The sequence below is a fragment of the uncultured Oceanisphaera sp. genome, from assembly GCF_947495715.1.
Lineage (GTDB): Bacteria > Pseudomonadota > Gammaproteobacteria > Enterobacterales > Aeromonadaceae > Oceanimonas > Oceanimonas sediminis.
On record NZ_CANLZU010000021.1, the window covers coordinates 14,680 to 33,390 of the forward strand.

General features: G+C 59.0%; 18 protein-coding genes. 5 read left to right on the forward strand and 13 right to left on the reverse strand.

All coding sequences use genetic code 11. The features are described 5' to 3' along the window. Genes Q0753_RS13590 through Q0753_RS13600 form a run of 3 tightly spaced genes read left to right on the forward strand, consistent with a single transcriptional unit; the run spans nt 1 to nt 3,699 of the window. Nucleotides 1–798, forward strand: coding sequence for an enoyl-CoA hydratase-related protein (locus Q0753_RS13590; RefSeq protein WP_298722100.1), 798 nt, complete (start codon nt 1–3; stop codon nt 796–798). Then, entirely contained in the window at nt 791–2,812 is a 2,022-nt protein-coding gene (locus tag Q0753_RS13595; RefSeq protein WP_298722103.1) for an acetyl/propionyl/methylcrotonyl-CoA carboxylase subunit alpha, read from the forward strand. The genes Q0753_RS13590 and Q0753_RS13595 overlap by 8 nt, the downstream gene beginning before the upstream one ends. Next, a complete protein-coding gene (locus Q0753_RS13600; RefSeq protein WP_298722106.1) occupies nt 2,809–3,699 on the forward strand; it encodes a hydroxymethylglutaryl-CoA lyase in 891 nt (296 codons plus the stop codon). Before Q0753_RS13595 ends, Q0753_RS13600 begins: the two co-directional genes overlap by 4 nt. Nucleotides 3,700–4,162: 463 nt before the next feature. On the opposite strand, the gene mdh is transcribed toward Q0753_RS13600, so the two are convergent. From mdh to Q0753_RS13625, 5 genes are all read right to left on the reverse strand, one after another. Next, nucleotides 4,163–5,101, reverse strand: a complete 939-nt coding sequence (mdh, locus tag Q0753_RS13605; protein WP_298722109.1) for a malate dehydrogenase — start codon at nt 5,099–5,101, stop codon at nt 4,163–4,165. 123 nt (nt 5,102–5,224) lie between these two features. Further along, the gene (gene artM / locus Q0753_RS13610) at nt 5,225–5,902 is read right to left on the reverse strand and encodes an arginine ABC transporter permease ArtM (RefSeq protein ID WP_298722112.1); all 678 of its coding nucleotides are present in this window, start codon (nt 5,900–5,902) and stop codon (nt 5,225–5,227) included. Then, entirely contained in the window at nt 5,895–6,542 is a 648-nt protein-coding gene (artQ, locus tag Q0753_RS13615) for an arginine ABC transporter permease ArtQ (protein WP_298722115.1), read from the reverse strand. The genes artM and artQ overlap by 8 nt, the downstream gene beginning before the upstream one ends. A 1-nt stretch (nt 6,543) precedes the next feature. Next, nucleotides 6,544–7,278 (reverse strand): transporter substrate-binding domain-containing protein, encoded by a 735-nt coding sequence (locus Q0753_RS13620; RefSeq protein WP_298722120.1) that lies wholly within the window; start codon nt 7,276–7,278, stop codon nt 6,544–6,546. Between the two features lie 19 nt (nt 7,279–7,297). Then, nucleotides 7,298–8,035, reverse strand: coding sequence for an ATP-binding cassette domain-containing protein (locus Q0753_RS13625; RefSeq protein WP_298722123.1), 738 nt, complete (start codon nt 8,033–8,035; stop codon nt 7,298–7,300). Between the two features lie 133 nt (nt 8,036–8,168). Here Q0753_RS13625 and argR point away from each other — a divergent pair, with 133 nt between their 5' ends. Continuing rightward, nucleotides 8,169–8,669: a transcriptional regulator ArgR gene (gene argR, locus Q0753_RS13630; RefSeq protein ID WP_298722129.1), complete on the forward strand. Its 501-nt coding sequence runs from the start codon at nt 8,169–8,171 to the stop codon at nt 8,667–8,669. 284 nt (nt 8,670–8,953) lie between these two features. Here argR and Q0753_RS13635 read toward each other — a convergent pair whose 3' ends face one another. The 6 genes from Q0753_RS13635 to glnK all read right to left on the reverse strand — a co-directional run bounded on the left by Q0753_RS13635 (nt 8,954) and on the right by glnK (nt 15,939). Continuing rightward, nucleotides 8,954–9,868, reverse strand: coding sequence for a Dyp-type peroxidase (locus Q0753_RS13635; RefSeq protein ID WP_298722132.1), 915 nt, complete (start codon nt 9,866–9,868; stop codon nt 8,954–8,956). Nucleotides 9,869–9,972: 104 nt separating this feature from the next. Beyond that, on the reverse strand, nt 9,973–11,034 hold the full coding sequence (locus Q0753_RS13640; protein WP_298722135.1) for an ABC transporter ATP-binding protein: 1,062 nt from the start codon (nt 11,032–11,034) through the stop codon (nt 9,973–9,975). Next, a complete protein-coding gene (locus tag Q0753_RS13645; RefSeq protein ID WP_298722138.1) occupies nt 11,034–12,656 on the reverse strand; it encodes an iron ABC transporter permease in 1,623 nt (540 codons plus the stop codon). The genes Q0753_RS13640 and Q0753_RS13645 overlap by 1 nt, the downstream gene beginning before the upstream one ends. 34 nt (nt 12,657–12,690) lie before the next feature. Continuing rightward, entirely contained in the window at nt 12,691–13,704 is a 1,014-nt protein-coding gene (locus Q0753_RS13650) for a Fe(3+) ABC transporter substrate-binding protein (protein WP_298722140.1), read from the reverse strand. A gap of 654 nt (nt 13,705–14,358) precedes the next feature. After that, nucleotides 14,359–15,585 (reverse strand): ammonium transporter, encoded by a 1,227-nt coding sequence (locus tag Q0753_RS13655; RefSeq protein WP_298722143.1) that lies wholly within the window; start codon nt 15,583–15,585, stop codon nt 14,359–14,361. A 15-nt stretch (nt 15,586–15,600) separates the two neighbouring features. After that, entirely contained in the window at nt 15,601–15,939 is a 339-nt protein-coding gene (gene glnK, locus Q0753_RS13660) for a P-II family nitrogen regulator (protein ID WP_298722146.1), read from the reverse strand. A gap of 174 nt (nt 15,940–16,113) precedes the next feature. On the opposite strand from glnK, the gene arfB reads away from it, so the two are divergent. Beyond that, entirely contained in the window at nt 16,114–16,530 is a 417-nt protein-coding gene (gene arfB / locus Q0753_RS13665; protein ID WP_298722149.1) for an alternative ribosome rescue aminoacyl-tRNA hydrolase ArfB, read from the forward strand. Nucleotides 16,531–16,641: 111 nt separating this feature from the next. Here the strand turns inward: arfB and Q0753_RS13670 are convergent, their stop codons facing one another. Continuing rightward, nucleotides 16,642–17,001: a YacL family protein gene (locus Q0753_RS13670; RefSeq protein ID WP_298722152.1), complete on the reverse strand. Its 360-nt coding sequence runs from the start codon at nt 16,999–17,001 to the stop codon at nt 16,642–16,644. A gap of 62 nt (nt 17,002–17,063) precedes the next feature. Then, a complete protein-coding gene (locus Q0753_RS13675; RefSeq protein WP_298722155.1) occupies nt 17,064–18,104 on the reverse strand; it encodes a sterol desaturase family protein in 1,041 nt (346 codons plus the stop codon). Nucleotides 18,105–18,711 lie beyond the last annotated feature (607 nt).

Here is an 18,711-nt window from a genome sequence, read left to right on the forward strand (position 1 = left end):
ATGAAGGAGCCCGTGCTACTGCAGCAATGCCGCCCCGGCGTGTGGGAGCTGATACTGAACCGGCCCGAACGCCGCAACGCCTTCGACGCGCGGCTGATTGCCGCCATGCGCGAGCAACTGGAGCAGGCTGCCCGCCAACCCGGACTGCGGGTGCTGGTGCTGCGCGGGGCCGGTAGCCACTTCAGTGCCGGGGCGGATCTGGGCTGGATGCAACAGACGGCCAGCCTCGATGAGAGACAGAATCTGATTGATGCCCGGCAACTGGCCCAGCTGTTGTGGCAGCTGGATACCTTTCCTCATCCGACCCTGGCGCTGGTGCAGGGCGCCGCCTACGGTGGCGCCCTGGGGTTGATTGCCTGCTGCGACCTGGTGGTGGCCGCGGCGGACGCACGCTTTGCCCTGAGCGAGGTGAAGCTGGGCCTGATTCCCGCCACTATCAGCCCCTATGTGTTGCGCGCCATCGGCGCCCGCCTGGCTAGGCGTTACATGCTCACCGCCGAAGTCATGGCAGCCGACGTGGCCGAGCGGCTGGGGCTGGTGCATCTGCAGGCCTCCCCCGACCAAAGCCTGGATGACGCGGCGGCGCCCCTTATTCAGGCGATAAGTCGCAATGCCCCCCAGGCCCTTGCCGCCGCCAAGCAGCTGGTGCGGGATTTTTCCGGCCGGGTCATCGACGAGGCGTTAATCGAAGACAGTGCCCGCCGCCTTGCCGAGCTGCGGGTCGGCGTCGAGGCCCGGGAAGGGCTGGATGCCTTTATCAACAAGCGCAAGCCTGCCTGGGAGGACAAGGATGTTTAACCGAATACTGATTGCCAACCGGGGTGAAATTGCCTATCGCATCATCCGCACCGCCCACCGGCTCGGCATCGAGACGGTGGCCGTGTATTCCGATGCCGATGCAAATGCCGCCCATGTGGAGCTGGCCGACCAGGCCTGGCGGCTGGGGCCGGCCCCGGCCAGCGACAGTTATCTTTGCCAGGACAAGTTACTGGATATCGCCAAGGCCTGTGGCGCCGAGGCCATTCATCCGGGCTACGGCTTTCTGTCGGAGAACGCCGACTTCGCCCATGCCTGCGCCGAGCAAGGATTAGTCTTTATCGGGCCGCCCGCCGCCGCCATCACCGCCATGGGCTCCAAGTCTGCCGCCAAGGCGCTGATGAGTGCCGCCGGTGTGCCGGTAGTGCCCGGCTATCACGGGACCAATCAAGATCTCGGCCAGCTGAGAACAGAGGCCGAACGCTGCGGCTTTCCGCTGCTGCTGAAGGCGGTAGCCGGCGGCGGCGGCAAGGGCATGCGGGTGGTCCATTCGATTGATGACTTCGACGAGGCACTGGCCTCGGCCCGCCGCGAGGCCAGTGCCGCCTTTGGCAATGACGCCATGCTACTGGAACGCTACCTGCCCCAGGCGCGTCATGTGGAGGTACAGGTATTCTGCGACCAGTTCGGTCACGGCATTTATCTGTCGGAGCGAGACTGCTCGGTGCAGCGCCGTCACCAAAAGGTGCTGGAAGAAGCCCCCGCCCCCCATCTTGCACCACAAACCCGCATCGCCATCGGCGAAGCGGCGGTCAGGGCGGCGCTGGCCATCGACTATCGCGGCGCCGGCACGGTGGAGTTTCTGTATCTGGCCGACGGCGACTTTTTCTTTATGGAAATGAACACCCGCCTGCAGGTGGAGCACCCGGTCACCGAGCTGATCACCGGCCTGGATCTGGTGGAGTGGCAGTTACGCGTCGCCTACGGCGAGCCACTGCCGCTGGCCCAGGAACAAATAAAGCTTCAGGGGCACGCCGTGGAGGCCCGAGTCTATGCGGAAGATCCCGAGCATGAGTTTCTGCCCGCCGCCGGCACCCTGCATTATCTGCACGAGCCCGGCACCGGCACCACTGGCAGTCCAGCGGCCGTTATTCGGCTGGATACCGGCGTGCGCCAGGGTGACGAGGTCGGAATATTCTACGATCCATTGATCGCCAAACTGATCGTCTGGGCCGAGACCCGCGAGCAAGCCCTGCGCCAGCTGGCCCGCTCGCTGGCGCAATATCGTATCGGCGGCGTGCGCACCAATCTGCGCTTTCTGCATAGGCTTGCCGAATCGGCCCCGCTGAAGGCCGCCGAGCTGCACACCGGCTTTATTGAGCAACACGGTGAGCTGTTGTTTACCCCACCTGCCCTGCAGCCATCCCGGGTGCTGGCACTCTGCGCCGCCTTTGTACTGCTCACCGAATCCGACGAAGACAGCTCCCCTTTTGCCAGCCGTCAGGGCTGGCGGCTCAATCTGCCGGCCAGCAGGAAATTAGTGTTGAAACGGGAAGAAAAAATCGGTGAAGTCGACATTGATGCCGATCATTCGGGCTGGCGAATGACGGTTGACGATCAGTCACATAGCATCACCGCCGAACTGCACGGGGACCAACTGCAGGCGGTGCTCGACGGCATACCGCTGCGTTGCCATCTGGCCCGGTACCGGGATCGACTCTGGCTGTTTTATCAGGCCGAGTGTTACCAGGTGCAATTGCACCAGGCCGATGTCCAGCAGACCGGCACCCATGATGGCGGCGGCCTCAGTGCCCCCATGCCCGGGATGGTCAGCCAGCTCAAGGTGGCGGTCGGCGATGTGGTTGCCACCGGCCAGACGCTGCTGGTGCTGGAGGCGATGAAGATGGAGCACCCCATCGTCGCCCCCATTGCCGGGCGGGTAGCCGAGGTGTATTACCGGCAAGGCAGCCAGGTCGATGAAGGTGCCGAATTGCTGCGACTGGAGCCAGAGTTGAAGCCCGAGTTACAGCCAGAGCAGGAGCCAAAGGCGCCATGAACGACAAGGTCAAACTGGTGGAAGTCGGCCCGCGCGACGGCCTGCAGAACGAGCCGGGGCTGGTGCCGACGGCGGTGAAAATCGCGCTGGTCGAGCGTCTCGCCGACTGTGGCCTGGGCCATATCGAGGCCGCCAGCTTTGTCTCGCCCAAATGGGTACCGCAAATGGCCGACGGCCACGCCGTGCTCACCGGTATTCGGCGCCGGCCCCAGGTGATCTACAGCGCCCTCACCCCCAATATGCACGGCCTGGAGGCAGCCCTGACCGCCGGTGCCGACGAAGTGGCGGTGTTTACCGCCGCTTCCGAGTCGTTCTGCCGGCACAATATCCATTGCTCCATCGCAGAGAGCCTGACCCGCTTCGCGCCGCTGCTGGCCAAGGCCCGGCAGCATCGGCTACGAGTGCGCGGCTATGTGTCCACCGTGCTCGGCTGCCCCTATGAAGGCAAGGTGTCGCCCGCCGCCGTGGCCCGGGTGGCCGACGCCTTGTACCAACTGGGCTGCGCTGAAATCTCTCTCGGCGACACCATCGGCATAGGCACCCCGAACCGGGCCCGGGCCATGTTGGCCGCGGTACGCCGGCAGGTGCCGATAGAAAACCTGGCCGTGCATTTTCACGATACCTACGGCCAGGCGCTGGCCAATATTCATGCGCTGCTGGAAGATGGTATTCGCATCATCGACAGTTCGGTCGCCGGGCTCGGCGGCTGCCCCTACGCCCCCGGCGCCTCGGGTAACATCGCCACCGAAGAGGTGGTTTATCTGCTCAACGGGCTGGGCCTGGACACCGGCGTCGATCTGGACCGACTGGTAGACACCGGCCGCTGGATCAGCCAGCAGCTGGGCCGGCACAACGGCTCCAAGGTGGGCCTGGCCTGGCCAAAGTGAGGGGGTAAAAATCTGGCAATGTCGGACAAAGGATCCGCTCCGCCGACTCGCTATGAATACCTCCGTGTACGCTCTCTGTTTCATCCCTGAAACAGAAGGTCGCCGGAGCAGATCCCTTTGTCCTTCTTGATGCTACCGCGTCTTCGGTTAGCCTTGTCTACGGGCAACTCGGTATTCAAGAAGAGGCAACAGAGAACGGCTCCCACGACCGTGAAATGCCAGGGATGGCATTTCCGAGCTTACATGGACGTACTCGTAGCGCGTCGTGGGAGGTGGCTGTGTTGCCTCTGGAGATAAAGCCAATTCATCGTAAAAGGTTAGATCTGTGCATCAGAACCTGCTCTGCAGGTTTTCGCGGCTGAAGCACGCGACTACTCCCCTCAAATCCCCAATCCCTATTCCCCAATCCCTGAACTGAAAAAGGGAGCCGAAGCTCCCTTTTTTAGCGGACCGAATTCGAACCTTACTGGTTAACGAACTCGACACCCTTGACGATATCGCCTTTCAGGGTTTCCAGCATGCCGTCCATCGCGGCCTGTTCGAATGCGCTGATTTCGCCGTAAGGCAGCACTTTCTCAACGCCGTTCTTGCCCAGCAGTACCGGCTGTGCGAAGAATTGAGCGTGCTCGCTGCCGCCGTCGACGTAGGTGCACTCGACCACATTGGCTTCGCCCTGCATGGCCTTGACCAGAGACAGTGCGAAACGACAGGCAGCCTGACCCATGGACAGGGTGGCAGAACCGCCGCCGGCCTTGGCTTCAACCACTTCGGTACCGGCATTCTGGATGCGGTAGGTCATCTTCTCGATTTCTTCATCGGAGAAAGAAGCACCTTCTACCTGAGACAGCAACGGCAGTATGGTCACGCCGCTGTGGCCACCGATCACCGGTACTTTAACATCAGAAACATTCAGACCCTTGGCTTCGGCCACGAAGGTCTCGGCGCGGATCACGTCCAGCGTAGTGATACCGAACAGCTTGTTCTTGTCGTAGACACCGGCTTTCTTCAGCACTTCGGCGGCAATCGGCACAGTAGTGTTCACCGGGTTGGTGATGATGGCGATGCAGGCCTTGGGGCAAGTGGCAGCGGCTTTCTCGATCAGGTTTTTGACGATACCGGCGTTCACGTTGAACAGGTCGGCACGATCCATGCCCGGCTTACGAGCAACACCGGCGGAGATCAGCACGATATCGGCGCCTTCCAGCGCAGGAGTCGGATCTTCACCACCAAAACCAACCACGCTGACGGCAGTCGGGATGTGGCTCAGGTCGGCGGCAACACCGGGAGTGACGGGGGCAATATCATACAGGCTTAATGCAGAACCGGCAGGCAGGTTGTTTTTCAACAGCAGGGCCAAAGCCTGACCGATACCACCGGCGGCTCCAAGTACGGCAACTTTCATAGCTGAACTCCGTTTTATTATGGGTTGTTAGACGTTTCCTAGGGCTTTAGCAACATAGCGAAAGCGCCGTAGAAAGACAATGGGTAAGGCTGGGTGAATGCGCAGTTCTGTGAAGCGCGCGGCTCATCCTTGAGTCTGAAATTCCAGTGCTCGCCGTTCAAGCAGACGAAACAAAAAGGTCAGCAGACCATTCAAAACCAGATAAATGGCGCCCGCCATCCCGAACACCGCCAGGGTGTCGTAGGTCTGGCCGTTAAGCCGCTGGGCCAGGCCCATGATTTCCATGATCGAGATGGTACTGGCCAGCGAGCTGCCCTTGAGCACCAATACCACTTCGTTGGAATAAGCCGGAATCACCCGTCTTGCGGCATGGCGCAGCTTGACGCTCAGCGTCTGCCAGCCATTCATGCCCAGCGCCTGGCAGGCCAGGGTTTCGCCTTTCGGCACCGCCTCCAGCGCGCCCTTGAACAGGCGGCAGGTATAGGCACCGGCATTCATGCCCAGCGCCAGAATGGCACAGAACATGGGCTCGCGCAGATAAGTCCAGGCCCAGCTGGTCTTGATCCAGTCAAACTGGGCCGGGCCATAGTAAACCAGAAAAATCTGTACCAGCAGCGGCGTCCCGGTCAGCAACAGCAAATAACCTTCCGTCAGTTGCGCCAGCACCGGCACCCGGCGCTCCAGCACCCAGGTCAGCAGCAGCGCGATCACCAGCCCCAGTAACAGGCCGGCACCGGTAATGGTCAGGGTGATTTTCACCCCCTGCAGCAGGGTCGGCAAATAATTAAGCCACTCAGTCATAACGGGTTACCCTGGTTCTCAGCCGTTTCAGCCCCTGCTGGCTAAGCACGGTAATCGCCAGATAAATCAGCGCCGCCATGCCGTACCAGGTAAAGGGTTCGTAGGTGCGGGCAGCAATGGCCTTGGCCTGATACATCAAATCGTGCACCCCGATCAACGACACCAGCGCCGTGTCCTTCAGCAGGATCAGCCACTGGTTACCCAGCCCCGGCAGCGCATGGCGCCAGGTTTGCGGCAACACGATACGCACAAAGGTGTACAGGGGCGGCAGGCCCAGTGCCTGCGCCGCCTGCCGCTGGCCCTTGGGCACCGCGTTCAGCGCCCCGCGCAACGTCTGGGCGGCGTAGGCGGCAAACAGCAGCGACAAGGCCGTCACTCCACACCAGAAGGGGCTGAATTCCAGATACTCGCCGGTCAGCAAAAACAGTATCTGGGTCGAGCCGAAATAGATAAAGAATACCACCAGGATTTCGGGCAGGCCGCGCAGTACCGTGGTGAGCAGGGTGGTCGGCCAGCGTAAAACCGCAAAGCGGCTCATCTCGGCGCCGCACAGCAAAATGGCCAGCACCAGGCCGGCCGCCAATGACATCAATGCCAGCCCCAGCGTCATCAGGCTGGCATTCATCAGGTGAGTCAGCATCTTACTGGGGGAAATACTTTTGGTAGAGACGGTCGTAGCTGCCGTTGGCCTTGAGCTCGCTCAGGCCCTGGTTCAGCTTGTCGAGCAGCTCCTGATTCCCCTTGGTCACCGCGATGCCGAAGCCGGTACCAAAGTAATTGTCATCGGTGATGCGCTCACCCAGTACCGCATAGCCGTCGTTCTTGCCCAGCCATTCCCCCACCACGGCGGTATCGGCAAACACCGCATTCAAACGACCGTTGGTCATGTCCAGCAGGGCGTCCTGCACACTCTGATAGGGACGCGCTTCCAGGCCTTCGCTTTCCAGCTTGTCCTGAATGTATTTCTGGTGCGAGGTGCCGTTCTGCACGCCGACTGTCTTGTCGTTAAGATCGTCGATGCCGTCGAACTTGCCGGTTGGCGCCACGAATACGGCGGAATTTTCATAATAGATATCGCTGAAGTCCACCTGCTTGGCACGCTCGGGGGTGATGTCCATGGCGGCGATGGCGGCATGATAACGACGGAACTTGAGGCTCGGAATCAGGCTGTCGAAAGACTGGTTGTGAAAGCTGCACTGCAGGGCGGCCACGTCACACAGCGCTCGGGCCAGATCGAGATCGAACCCCTGCATCTCGTTGTTTTCATCGACAAACTCGAAGGGAGGATAGGCCGCATTGGTAACAAACTTCACTTCTGCCGCCTGAGCGGTGCCAACGGTGGCCAGCAGGGCCAGGGATAACAGGGTCTTGTTCATGATGATGTCCTTATGGTCATTAATGGGTCAGAAACTCGGCCAACCGCTGAGTCTGAGGGTGTTCGAGCAGCCCGGCATCGCCGTATTCCACCAGACGGCCCTGTTCGAGATAGGCCACCCTGGTCGCTATGCGGCGGGCAAAGCCGACTTCGTGGGTCACAATCACCTGAGTGATACCGGTTTGACCCAGCTGCAGTATGATGTCGGCCACTTCCTTGGTGATCTCCGGATCCAGTGCCGCCGTGGGTTCGTCGAACAGCAGCACCGACGGATTCATCATCAGCGCCCGGGCAATGGCCACCCGCTGCTGCTGACCGCCCGACAAGGCGCCCGGCCAGGCATGCCGCTTGTCGGCCAGCTTGAGCTGACTCAGCAGGTAACCGGCCTTATCCTGCGCCTTGGTCTTGTCCATGCCCAGCACCTTGAGCGGCGCCTCCAGCAGGTTCTGCTCTACCGTCAGATGTGGCCACAGGTGATATTGCTGAAACACCATGCCCACCTTGCCGCGCAGTTGCTGCGCTCTTTTCTGCAACTGGCTGCTGCGAACATCGGGAAAGGAAAAATGTTCACCAGCAATGGTCAATTGACCGGAATCCGGAATATCCAGCAGGTTGAGCAACCGTAACAGCGAACTTTTACCTGCACCGCTTGGCCCAAGTAGCACTAATGTCTCTCCGGCATCGCATTTAAGCGAAACCTGGCTTAAAATTTCCTGACCAGCCCAGGACTTGCAAATGCCGCTGAATTCTATGCCCATGCGCTATGTTCACATCATTTGTCAGAGTGTTCGGCTGATTTTATTTTGCATTGTTGTTAATGCAAGCTTATTTTGCATCTTTATGCAAAATAAATGACTATTCCTTGATAAAAAATGGCCACGGATAGACAATATGTCCCATTCAACCACGCTCAGTCGGCTGCAAAAAATGAACGAAAAGCAAGAACAACTGATCAAGGCCTTCAAGGCCCTGCTCAAGGAAGAACGCTTCGGCTCCCAGGCAGAGATAGTGAGTGCGCTGCAGGATTCGGGGTTCGACAATATCAACCAGTCCAAAGTCTCGCGCATGCTGAGCAAGTTCGGCGCCGTGCGTACCCGCAATGCCAAGATGGAAATGGTCTATTGCCTGCCGGTCGAACTGGGCGTGCCCACCAGCAGCAGCCAGTTGAAAAATCTGGTGCTGGATGTGGGCCACAACAGTGCCCTCATCGTGATCCATACCAGCCCCGGTGCCGCCCAGCTGATTGCGCGCATGCTCGACTCGCTCGGCAAGGCTGAAGGCATTCTCGGCACCATCGCCGGTGATGACACCATTTTCATTACTCCCACCAACGATACCCCGATAGAAACCCTGTTCCAGGGTGTACTGGAGCTGTTCGAGCAGTACGTCTGACTCGGGACTCGGGACTCGGGACTCGGGACTCGGGACTCGGGACTCGGGACTCGGGACTCGGGACTCGGGACTCGGGACATTGTAGGCCCCGCTTTAGCGGGGCATCAAGCACACACCCGGCCCGATTAGCCCTGAATAAATCAGGGACTGCGAGCATCTCTGTACCAATCCCTAATCCCTAATCCCCTGTCCCTAATCCCGGGGTTCATCAGCCCTGAGCGGTCGAATAAATTCGACCCTACGCCCCTCGATTTCCCCTCACCCCTCACCCCTCACAATCGATTTTACACATCGCCCTGCGTAACCAGCCACTCTTGCGAGGGCGCGAAGAAGGCGGCGCCGGTTTCGGCCTGGGTAAACAGCGTCAGGTGATCGAAGTGCCCGTTGTCGTCGGGCTGAAACATGTTTTCCAGCATGCGGGTAAAGTGCAGCGAGGTGTTGCAGCAGGCTACAAACACCAGCCCCTGTGTGGAGGCCGTGCCCCAGGGCATACTCTGGCGCAGAATTTCCATGCTGTTGCCGGCCGCATTCTTGAGGCTGGTTCTTCTGGTATGAGCCGTTGGTGCTTTGTGGGCCGACTCGTACTCGATGTTATCCACCTTGGTACGACCGTAGACATCTTCCTGCGCCTTCACCGCCAGCCTTTGCCAGCGAGCCATCTTGTGCTTGTAACGCTGCACATGAAGGTAGCTGCCATCGACAAAACGGCCCTCGCTCACCAGCGCCACTTCGGCCTTGTGTTCCCCTTCCGGATTTTCGGTACCGTCCACAAAACCGGTCATGTCGCGACCATCGAGATAACGAAAGCCCTGCCGCTCGTCTTTCAACTCGACCTTGCCGGCCAGTAACGCCATGACCCGTTGCACCGCGATATAGGCCACATCCAGCCGGTCGGCACGCAGCTGAAAGAACAGATCGAACGGGGTTTCCGGGGCGATACGTTGTCCTTCCTGCTGGGCCGGAAAGGGCGCCAGCTCGGCCGGGCGAGCCGCAGGATAGAGTTCATCCCAGGCCTCGTTGCCCACGGCTACCAGCCCGGTAAAGGCCGCATCGGGATACTCTTGCTGCAGGGCCTGCCACAAGGTCGGCACCTCGGCCAGGGCGGCGCGAGTCGCACCGAAAGCATCGGGCTTGATGTCGAACATCAGATAATAGGCATGAAGATTGGGTTCGGCGCAAATACCGGCTTGTGCTGTCATTCTCTGCTCTTCCGTTGCTTCGAAAGAGGCCAGTATAACGACAAAAACGGGGGCTAGGGAACGGGGGCTACGAGTCCCAAATCACGAATCCCCAATCCCCGGAGTCAGGCGACGGCGCGCTGGCCTTCGGAATCGGGAAAGAAAGTCAGGGCATGGGGCAGCACCTTCACGCTGACCTGGCTGACCGCCGGCAGGGGCTCGTTGATGCTCACTTCCAGCTGCAGACCCTGACATTCCACCACACAGCGGGTATGGGTGCCGAGGAACTGCTGTTCCAGCACCCGGCCATTGCCCTGTTCGGTCAACGACAGCTGAATTTGCCGCGGCCGCAGCATCAGCTGGCCGCTGGTGCCCGGATCGACATTAAGTGCCGCCTGACTCGCAATGGGGCCCATGGCGGTCAGCAGGGAATTGTTGTCGAGCACGGTGGCGGGCACATAGTTGGCCTGACCGAGAAAATCGGCCACGAAGCGGCTTTGCGGATGCTGGTACAGGGTTTGCGGCCGCCCCACCTGCTCGATATGGCCGGCGCGGAACAGCGCCAGCCGATCGGAAAAGGCGAAGGCTTCTTCCTTGCTGTGGGTGACGAAGATGGCGCTGATCCCCTGCCCCTTGAGCAGATCCCGGATTTCACCGATCAGCCGCATCCGCACCTGGGTGTCGATGTTGGAGAAGGGTTCGTCCAGCAACATCAGTCCCGGCTGGCAGATCATGGCCCGGGCAATGGCCACCCGTTGCTGTTGACCACCGGACAGCTGGTGCGGGTAACGCTCCCCCAGATCCGCCAGGTTTACCAGCTCCAGTACCTCGGCGACCCGCGTCTTGATGCGCGCCTTGCTGCTTTCCTTGCTTTGCAGGCCAAAAGCCACGTTTTGCGCCACATTCAGATGCGGAAACAAGGCGTAGTCCTGAAAAATCATGCCGATATTGCGCCGTTCGGGCACCACCTCCACGCCGTTACCGTTCATCTGCCGACCGTGGATATAAATGTCCCCTTCGGTCACCGGCAGCAAGCCCGCCACCGCCTTCAGCAACGTGGTCTTGCCGCAGCCACTGGCGCCCAGCAGACACATGATTTCATTTTCGGCCACCTGCAGTGACAGATCATTCAGTATGGGATTACCGTTATAACTACAGCAAATGCCGTTTACATCCAATGCCGCCATCAGTGATGCTGCTCCAGTGATCGATTCAGGAAAATCAGCGGTATCAGCCCGACCAGCACGATGACGATGGCGGGCAGGGCCCCCACCTCCAGCTGTTCGTCGGACACAAACTGATATACGTAGGTCGCCAGGGTCTGAAAGTTGAACGGGCGCAGCAGCAGGGCCGCCGGCAGTTCTTTCATGCATTCGATAAACACCAGCAGGGCGCCGGCCAGCATGCCCTTGCGGATCAGCGGCATGTGCACCTTCATCATCATGGCGCCCGGGCCATAGCCCATGGTCTGGGTCACCATGTCCAGCGACGGCGATACCTTGCCGAGGCTGCTTTCCACCGCCCCCACCGCCATGGCGCCGAAGCGCACCAGATAACCGAAGGCGATGGCGGTCATGGTGCCGGTCAGCAGCAGGCCGGGCTCGCTCATCCCCAGCCACAAGGCCAGATCGTTGATGGCAAAGTCGAGGCTGGTCAGCGGCACCAGCACCCCGATGGCCAGCACGGTACCGGGCAGGGCATAGCCCATGCTCGCCAGTCGCATCGGCACAACCGTGTAGCTTTTACCGGTGAGTCTGTGGGTCATGCCCAGCAGCAGGGCGATGAACAGTGCCAGCCCGGCCACCAGGGTCGACAGCGCCAGGCTGTTGATGCTGTATTCGAAGAAGCGCGCATTCCAGGCCTGTTCAAAATAATGAATGGCGTGATAGCAGAGAATGACAAAGGGCAGCAGAAAGCCCACCAGCACCAGCCCCCAACAAAACGCCAGGGCGCCCCATTTCGATACGCCGCCCAGTTGATAACCGGTTTCCTGTTCGTGGCCCATTCCCTTCTGAAAAACCTGCTGGCGCTTGCGACTGATGCGCTCGACACTCAGCAACAGCATCACCACCAGTAACATCATGGCGGCAATTTTGGCGGCGGCATTGAGGCTGCCATAGCCGAGCCAGGTGTCGTACACCGCCGTGGTCAGGGTATTGACCGCAAAGAAGTTGACGGTACCGAAGTCGGACAGGGTTTCCATTGCCACCAGCGACAGTCCCACCGCGATGGAGGGGCGTGCCAGCGGCAAACTGACCCGTCTGAAGCTTTGCCAGGGCGTGCAACCCAGCAGGCGGCTGGACTGGATCAGGCTGGTGGACTGCTCCAGAAAGGCAGTTCGCGCCAGCAGATACACGTAAGGGTACAGCACCAGCCCCAGCATCAGGGCGGCACCGCCGAGGGTGCGAATGGGCGGAAAATAATAATCGGCGGCAGACTGCCAGCCAAACCACTGGCGCAAGGTGACTTGCACCGGGCCGGAAAAGTCCAGCAGGTCGGTATAAACGAAGGCGACGATATAGGAAGGCATGGCCAGGGGCAGGATCAACGCCCATTGCAGCCAGCGTTTGCCGGGCAGCTCGCACATGGCCATCAGCCAGGCGGCGGGTACCCCGCATAGCAGACTGAACACCATGACCAGCAACACCAGCCAGAAGGTATTGTTGATATACGCAGGAAGCACCGTGCCCCACAGATGACGGAAGAGGTCTTCTGCGGGTAACAGTGCTTCATATAATAGTGCCATCACAGGCAAGGTCAGCAGCAGAGCCAGTGCCCAGCTGCCGACCGTCCAACCAGGTCTTTTCATCTACAACTCGGAACGGGGGCTGACCCCCGTCTTTTTACAGGTCGTATTGGACTTCGTCCATCAATTGCACCGCTTCTTTGGCATGTTTTGCCACATCGGTCAACGGACGAGCGTCGGATTTGAATTCACCCCAGCTCTTCACCAGCTCGGACGGCTCCACGCCGGGCTTGACCGGATATTCATGATTGGCGGAGGCATACAGGTGCTGCGCCTCGTCGCCGGCCAGGAATTCCATCAGCTTGACGGCGGCATCCTTGTTCTTGGCATGCTTGGCCAGGGCCACGGCAGAAATGTTGACGTGGGTACCGCGATCCGCCTGATTGGGGAAGTTGATGTAGGCGGATTCGGCCCACTCGCGCTGCTTTTCGTTGGTCAGCATGACGCCGTAGTAGTAGCTGTTGCCCAGGGCGTAGTCACAGACACCATCGCGAATGGCCTTGACCTGATCCCGGTCACCGCCCTGGGGCTTCTGCGCCAGATTGGCTTTCACGCCTTCGAGCCAGGTCTTGGTGTATTCAACACCGTGCTCGTCAATCATGGAGGCAGCCAGTGCCACGTTGTAAGGATGCTTGCCGCTACGGGTACAGATTTTACCCTTGTACTTGGGATCGGCCAGCTCTTCATAGGTGATATCATCACGCTTGCCAACCCGGTCAACCGAGCTGTAGATGGCGCGGGCACGGGTGGTAAGGGCAAACCACTTGCCGTCGGCATCCCGGTACTGGGCCGGAATATTCTCTTCCAGCACCTTGCTGTCGACCGCCTGGGTCAGATCCTTGTCGACCACATCCATCAAACGGCTGACGTCGACCGTCAGTACCAGATCGGCCGGTGACAGACGGCCTTCGCGCTGCAGGCGCTCACCCATGCCGTCCTTGATAAACACCACATTGACGTCGATACCGGTTTCCTGGGTAAAGGTGTCGATGATCGGCTTGATCAGAAAATCCTGGCGATTGGAGTAGACGTTAACTTCTTCGGCAAACGCCTGGCTGGTGAAGCTGGAAACCAGCAGTGCCGCCGCCGACAGGAAAAATTTCTTAGACATCATCCAGATCCATTTTGTTGAGTGAGAATAATTAACGTTTAGAAGTATACCCGGACGCGACCCGGAATCAATAAGCAACTGGCATCTAAATAGTAAAAGTTTTCATCCTCAATAGTATTCACTCGTTGAGCCGGATTTTCCTTGCGCTGGATCAGCTGGCAGACAAAAAAACAAAGGGAGACCTCATGGCCTCCCCTGACTACTGATACCAAACTGAGAAAGTAACTGTTCTATTCATCTGTTCTGAAAAGGCCGAACGAAGGATCTCCACCATCGACACGCTGCAAGCACTTCCCTGTGGCGCTCAGCACATGACGTCCTGTCATGTGATGGTCGCTGGAGTAGAACCCTTCATCCGCCCCAATGCTGCGGCGTCGTCTGTGGGAGCGACCTGCAGACAACTCGGTACTTAAGGAGAGGCAACAGAGATCGGCTCCCACGACCGTGACAATGCCAGGGATGGCATTTCCCGAGCCCTCAGGGGGCGAGCTTGTCTCGCCGTGACGAAAGGTTGTAGCTAAACCGAGCATCCAGTGAATGCTCGCAATTAGCTGCAACTGTGAGTGTCTTTTATCAGTGGCGTGTCGCGGGAGGTGGCTCTGTTTCCTCGTGTATTCAGTTTTAAACTAGATCATATTTTTACTTAGATTGGTATTAGTTACGCTTCAGGGTCACAAACTCGGGATAGGCATCGATGCCACAGTCAATTCTGTCCATACCCGACAGCTCATCCTCTTCGGTCACGCGAATGCCCATGGTGCGTTTGAGCAGATACCAGACCAGCAGACTGGCACCGAATACCCAGCCACCAATCACCAGGATGCCGGCCAACTGCACCCACAGGGTGGCGTCGGGGTTGGTCACCGGTACCAGCAGCAAGCCCAGAATACCGCAGACACCGTGTACCGAAATGGCCCCGACCGGATCATCGATGCGCAGCTTGTCCAACGCGACGATGGCATACACCACCACCATGCCCGCCAGCAGGCCGATACCGGCGGCCCACAGATGACCGGGCGACAGCGGGTCGGCGGTAATGGCCACCAGGCCTGCCAGAGCACCGTTGAGGATCATGGTCAGATCGGCCTTGCCCCAGGTCAGCTTGGTCACCACCAGGGCACCGATGGCACCGGTGGCGGCGGCGGCATTGGTGTTGACGAAGATACCGGCCACGGCGGTGGCATTTTCCACATCCGACAGCAACAGCTGCGAGCCGCCGTTGAAACCAAACCAGCCCATCCACAGAATAAAGGTACCCAGGGTCGCCAGCGGCATGTTGGAGCCGGGAATGGGGTGAATTTCGCCGTTTTTACCATACTTTCCCTTACGTGCTCCCAGCAGCAGCACCCCGGCCAGCGCCGCACAGGCCCCCGCCAGATGCACTATGCCGGAGCCGGCAAAGTCGGTGAAGCCCCACTCGGACAGGAAGCCACCGCCCCAGGTCCAGTAGCCTTCTACCGGATAGATAACGCCGGTCATTACCACGCTGAAGGCGAGGAACACCCACAACTTCATGCGCTCGGCCACGGCCCCGGAGACGATGGACATGGCGGTAGCCACAAACACCACCTGAAAGAAGAAATCGGCTTCCAGTGCATGATCGGCACCCGCGTCTACCTCCCCTATCAAACCGCCCAGGCTCGGCAACCAGCCACCCTCGGGGTTATCCAGATACATGAGGTGATAACCCACCAGCAGGTACATGGTGCAGGCAATGGCAAACAGCAGTACGTTCTTGGTGAGAATTTCGGTGGTGTTCTTGGCGCGCACCAGGCCCGCCTCCAGCATGGCGAACCCCGCCGCCATCCACATCACCAATACGCCGGACATCAGGAAATAAAAGGTGTCCAGGGCAAACTTCATTTCGGTTAAGGTATCCATTATGCTCTCCCTCGCTTAAATGGCTGCCATGTCCCGCTCACCGGTACGAATACGCACGGTTTGCTGCAGGTCATATACAAAAATCTTGCCGTCGCCGATCTTGCCGGTGTAGGCGGTTTCGGTAATGGCTTCGATCACCTGTTCCACCTGATCACTCTGGGTGGCAATCTCCAGTTTTATCTTGGGCAGAAAGTCCACCGTGTATTCGGCTCCGCGATACAGCTCGGTGTGTCCCTTCTGGCGGCCGAAGCCTTTTACTTCCGTCACCGTCATGCCGTCGATGCCGACGTGGGCCAGTGCCGAACGTACGTCATCGAGTTTGAAGGGTTTGATAATGGCGCAGATCATTTTCATGGCGAGCTTCCTTGTGTGTCTGGATTGATTAAAGACAGACAAGCTTCGTGCCAGTTTTTTTATTCTTTTATTTTCAAGGTATTAACACGAATCCGCGGATTGGCTTGAGCATGGTGATATGATGCTGGTGCAGTAGAACCACTAAAGGCACCAGTATGGTGCAATGGAGTCACCATGTTATCTCTATCGGCCCGGGTGCAGATCCCCGAGCAGGAACTGGAATTTATCACCATGCGCGCCAGCGGGCCCGGCGGCCAGCATGTGAACAAGACCGACTCGGCGGTGCAGCTGCGTTTCGACTACGCCAACAGCCCCAGCCTGCCCGAGTCCTACAAGGCGGCACTGCGGCAAATGAAGGACAATCGAATACTGGCGTCGGGCTGGATCATGATCCGGGTCGAAAGCCACCGCAGCCAGCTGATGAACAAGGAAACCGCCAAAGAAGCCCTGCTCGCCCTGCTGCAGCAAGCCGGCAAACCGGTCAAGGTGCGCCGTCCCACCAAGCCCAGCAAAAATGCGAAACGCAAACGCACCGACAGCAAGACACTCAGGGGGAAAATCAAAAGCGGGCGGGGGAAGGTAAAGCTGTGACTGGGGAATGGGGAATGGGGAATGGGGAATGGGGAATGGGGAATGGGGAATGGGGAATCGATCGTATAATCCCTAATCCCTAATCCCTAATCCCTAATCACCAATCCCTGTTTACCGGTTACTGCAGAACTCCCGCCATTGCTCCAGTACCCGGGCCAGATCGTCCAGGCCGCAACCGGCGTACAGCTCGTCGTCGTAGTAGGCCAGACCGTCTTCCATATCATCGGTATCGAAGGCCAGGGCGTGAGCGCTGAGCTCGGCTTCTTCCCGGGTCAGCAGCAGGGTGCATTCGGGATAGGTCTTTTTGAATTCCTGCGTTTCGCCCGCTTCAAGAGTCTTGATGGTCTCGAGTAGCGCCGTCGCCTCGGCAATACCGACCTCGTCGGTCAGCCATTGCCCCATCACCTCGTGGCCCATGGTAAAACGGGCTCGATGATGGCCATTCAGATCCCGAAAAAATTCAAACTCCACAGACACCTCCAGCAATAAAGCCGCGATTCTACTCCCGGTGGCTGGCACTGAACAGCGCTGTTTCAGCCGGTCATACCGGGTGGCGACCGGCGTCTCATCAGGCGCAACCGCAGTCGGTCCCGTAACCGGCTGAATGTCAGGATAAAAGGCAGAAAGATCAGCGCCCACAGGCTGCGGTAGCGGTTGTTTTCCGGCTTGCCGGCGCCGAAGGTCAGCGGCTCCGGCTGCCAGCCGGTGACATAGAGGGTGCCGAACATCCAGTCCCAGAGCGACAGGTTGGTGCCGAAATTGCGGTTGAAGTGCCTGGGGTCGTTGCTGTGATGGATTTGATGCTGGGCCGGGCTGTTGATCACATGCTCGACCACAGGGCCAAACGACAACCAGATATGGGTATGCCGCAGGTTGGCGGCCAGGGAGTTGAACAGCAGCACCATATAGCTGGAGCCGAACAGGGTATATTTGCTCACGCTGCCGCCACAAAGGTAATAAAAGCCGCCCGCATAAGCGCCGATAAAGACGCCCTTGGCCAGCTTCTCGGCCACTTTTTCCACCACATGGATACGACTGGCGGTGGCCGGCACCATCACCTCTGCCGAATGATGTACCTTGTGAAACTCCCACAGCCAGCGACAGTGAAAGGCTCTGTGCACCCAGTAATGCACAACATCGGCCACCAGAAACAGGCCCAGACCGTAGAGCAGCATCAGCCCCATGTTTTCACCCAGCTGCGGACGCTCGCCCCATACCCGTTCAAAGAAACCGACATAGTCCCGGGACTCCCAGATATAGGGATCCACCAGCGCCACCACCGGCAGCACAAACAGCAACTTGAGCACGCCGCGCACCAGGTAATACAGATAGTCCAGTCGGGCCGAAGGGTGCAGCAGTACCTCCCGGCCGCCGATAAAGCGCCAGTAACTGCTGGCCGTGGTGGTGCCATCCTGCAAGCGCCGCCGGTAAAGCAGCAACGCCGTCAGGTAGGAGATGCCGATAAAGACCACCGAGAAACGGCCGTTGAGATCGAAAATGCCCACCAGCCGCTCGAGCATCGGGTTCAGCAGCAGGGCCTGCAAAGACAGCAGCAGCGCATCGAGGCGTTCCATGGTTCATCTCCGTACGATTGGTTCGGCCTGGCATTTCCGACCGGTGCGCACGAGATTCTAAAAGAAAACCATTCGCAACACCATTGCAAGTCATGAATAGTAAATAATACTAATTCCAGCAATGATCTGGTCATATTGAGGCCCCAGACCAGAGGCAACACAGCCGTCTCCCTCGACACGCCATAAACCTTCCCTGGGGCTCGGAAATGCCGTCCCTGGCATTTCACGGTCGTGGGAGCCATTCTCTGTTGCCTCTTCTGGAACACCGAGTAGCCCGCTGACGGCGCCAACAGGCCTCGCCGGAGCTTCAAGGAGGACGAAGGGATCTGCTTCACCGACCATCACATGACAGGGAAGTCATGTGTTGAGCGTCACAAGGAGGTGCTTGAGCGAGTCGGCGAAGCGGGCCCTTTGTCCGGGGTTGATATCCCAGCCAAAAAGATAGAATGTTGAATGTGAAGGGTATAACGAGTGGCAACCAACAGCCCTCATCGCTCCCGAACGATCACGCCTTTTCCGGATTCACAGGCATCCGGTAACGATATTGTTCACAACACTCCATGAAAATTCAGCTCCAGGAAACTGGCCTGATGCATTTATCTCCAGT

Bases quoted from the DNA above. Each gene is read 5' to 3' on its own strand.
- Q0753_RS13590 (WP_298722100.1), top strand. From the start codon at position 1: ATGAAGGAGCCCGTGCTACTGCAGCAATGCCGCCCCGGCGTGTGGGAG.
- Q0753_RS13595 (WP_298722103.1), top strand. From the start codon at position 791: ATGTTTAACCGAATACTGATTGCCAACCGGGGTGAAATTGCCTATCGC.
- Q0753_RS13600 (WP_298722106.1), top strand. From the start codon at position 2,809: ATGAACGACAAGGTCAAACTGGTGGAAGTCGGCCCGCGCGACGGCCTG.
- mdh (WP_298722109.1), bottom strand. From the start codon at position 5,101: ATGAAAGTTGCCGTACTTGGAGCCGCCGGTGGTATCGGTCAGGCTTTG.
- artM (WP_298722112.1), bottom strand. From the start codon at position 5,902: ATGACTGAGTGGCTTAATTATTTGCCGACCCTGCTGCAGGGGGTGAAA.
- artQ (WP_298722115.1), bottom strand. From the start codon at position 6,542: ATGCTGACTCACCTGATGAATGCCAGCCTGATGACGCTGGGGCTGGCA.
- Q0753_RS13620 (WP_298722120.1), bottom strand. From the start codon at position 7,278: ATGAACAAGACCCTGTTATCCCTGGCCCTGCTGGCCACCGTTGGCACC.
- Q0753_RS13625 (WP_298722123.1), bottom strand. From the start codon at position 8,035: ATGGGCATAGAATTCAGCGGCATTTGCAAGTCCTGGGCTGGTCAGGAA.
- argR (WP_298722129.1), top strand. From the start codon at position 8,169: ATGTCCCATTCAACCACGCTCAGTCGGCTGCAAAAAATGAACGAAAAG.
- Q0753_RS13635 (WP_298722132.1), bottom strand. From the start codon at position 9,868: ATGACAGCACAAGCCGGTATTTGCGCCGAACCCAATCTTCATGCCTAT.
- Q0753_RS13640 (WP_298722135.1), bottom strand. From the start codon at position 11,034: ATGGCGGCATTGGATGTAAACGGCATTTGCTGTAGTTATAACGGTAAT.
- Q0753_RS13645 (WP_298722138.1), bottom strand. From the start codon at position 12,656: ATGAAAAGACCTGGTTGGACGGTCGGCAGCTGGGCACTGGCTCTGCTG.
- Q0753_RS13650 (WP_298722140.1), bottom strand. From the start codon at position 13,704: ATGTCTAAGAAATTTTTCCTGTCGGCGGCGGCACTGCTGGTTTCCAGC.
- Q0753_RS13655 (WP_298722143.1), bottom strand. From the start codon at position 15,585: ATGGATACCTTAACCGAAATGAAGTTTGCCCTGGACACCTTTTATTTC.
- glnK (WP_298722146.1), bottom strand. From the start codon at position 15,939: ATGAAAATGATCTGCGCCATTATCAAACCCTTCAAACTCGATGACGTA.
- arfB (WP_298722149.1), top strand. From the start codon at position 16,114: ATGTTATCTCTATCGGCCCGGGTGCAGATCCCCGAGCAGGAACTGGAA.
- Q0753_RS13675 (WP_298722155.1), bottom strand. From the start codon at position 18,104: ATGGAACGCCTCGATGCGCTGCTGCTGTCTTTGCAGGCCCTGCTGCTG.